This is a genomic window from Vibrio sp. RW, assembly GCF_027587105.1.
Lineage (GTDB): Bacteria > Pseudomonadota > Gammaproteobacteria > Enterobacterales > Vibrionaceae > Vibrio > Vibrio toranzoniae.
Genome location: NZ_JAPPTM010000069.1, coordinates 1 through 1,530, shown reverse-complemented (window position 1 = coordinate 1,530; position 1,530 = coordinate 1). Strand labels below are relative to the sequence as shown.

General features: G+C 43.1%; 3 protein-coding genes. All 3 read left to right on the top strand.

What is annotated here, in order from left to right:
• On the top strand, positions 1-630 hold a 630-nt coding region (locus OCT63_RS21315), incomplete at its 5' end, for a hypothetical protein (protein ID WP_269984587.1).
• 3 nt (positions 631-633) lie between these two features.
• Positions 634-978 (top strand): hypothetical protein, encoded by a 345-nt coding sequence (locus OCT63_RS21310; RefSeq protein WP_269984586.1) that lies wholly within the window; start codon positions 634-636, stop codon positions 976-978.
• A 1-nt stretch (position 979) separates the two neighbouring features.
• Positions 980-1,530: zonular occludens toxin domain-containing protein (locus tag OCT63_RS21305; RefSeq protein WP_333482699.1), on the top strand; the 551-nt coding region annotated here is incomplete at its 3' end.

Here is a 1,530-nt window from a genome sequence, read left to right as displayed (position 1 = left end):
GATACTGGCGGTGGTGATACTGGTGGTGGTGATACTGGCGGTGGTGATACTGGCGGTGGTGATACTGGTGGTGGTGATACTGGCGGTGGTGATACTGGTGGTGGTGATACTGGCGGTGGTGATACTGGTGGTGGTGATACTGGTGGTGGTGATACTGGCGGTGGTGATACTGGCGGTGGTGATACTGGCGGTGGTGATACTGGTGGTGGTGATACTGGCGGTGGTGATACTGATGGTGACGGTCTAACAAAAGCTCAATTACAAGATGCTCTTCAAAGTTTCTTTGGAAAGTCAGGTTCATTTAACGCTCCAGGGCAAGGCGATGGATACGCTTATAACACGCCACTCTATACAGAAATTGGTGATTTAAAAACTGAAATTGATGACCTTGAAGAAACACTTGAAAGTAAGCTTAAACAATCCCCTTTGAAACTCGGTCAAATGTCTTTTTCTGACGGTTCATATGACGGTACAAGCTTCTTTCTTAGTCGATGGGATGTTGATGTGGGTTTCAATCTTTTCAGCACGTTAGGCTCTACCAATAGCAATATGATTCGCACCGTTATCTTATTCATAGCCACTCTATTAGCTGGCTTTATCTTGCTTTCCTCTGGTCGCTCTAAGGTATAAATCATGGAATATTTCTACAGCGCACTTGATTACATTGTTTCTGTCTTCGGCAGTATTTACGACTTCTTTGCTACCATACCGGACTTGTTTTTGGAGGTGTTCACCTACGCATGGTTTTGGTTCATTAAGCTCTATATCTACTTAAAAATCCAAATGCTAGAAATGGCCTATAACGTGGCCTCTTTGCTTCTTTCTGAATATGAGGTCTACACGGTGTTGAACATGGCCTTTAACAAGCTTCCCTCAAACTTGCGTTATGCCTGTTATCAATTCGGTATTGTTGATTCAGTTCGAATTGTTGTTGATGCATTTGCTACGGCATTTGTACTTAGAATTATGGGGTGGTGATATGGCTGTTTCCTTTCGTCATGGCTCTAATGGGGCTTACAAAACCGCTTATGTTACATGGTTTGAAATCCTTCCTGCTTTGCGTGAGGGTCGCATTGTTGTCACGAATGTTGAGGGCTTGAAGCCTAAAGAATCTATCGAGGAATTGTTAGGTGAGAAATTTCCCGATTCTGCTCGGTTGATTCGAATCTTTTCGCGATCTTCTGAGGGGGTGATGCTTTGGCAAAATTGGTTTAACTGGATGCCTATTGGGGCATTTGTTGTTATTGATGAGTGTCAGGATTTGTATTGTTCTGAGGCCGGATTTAAACGTGAGAAGTTTCTACAAAAACCGTTTGCAGACTTTGTAAATTACTTACCTAAAGACTTTTCAGAACTGTTCTATTCTCGTTGGCTTCCGGTTGACCCTGATTCGTTCGAAGTAGGGGATGTTGATGATTGTGAACGAACCCAACTTGATGAAAACAATAGACTTCTTTACCCATTCGACTTCTACGGTGCATTCATGCGACATAGAAAATATCAATGGGATATTGTCATGCTCACACCTGA

Coding starts and splice junctions, on each gene's coding strand:
- OCT63_RS21310 (WP_269984586.1), top strand. CDS start 634: ATGGAATATTTCTACAGCGCACTTGATTACATTGTTTCTGTCTTCGGC.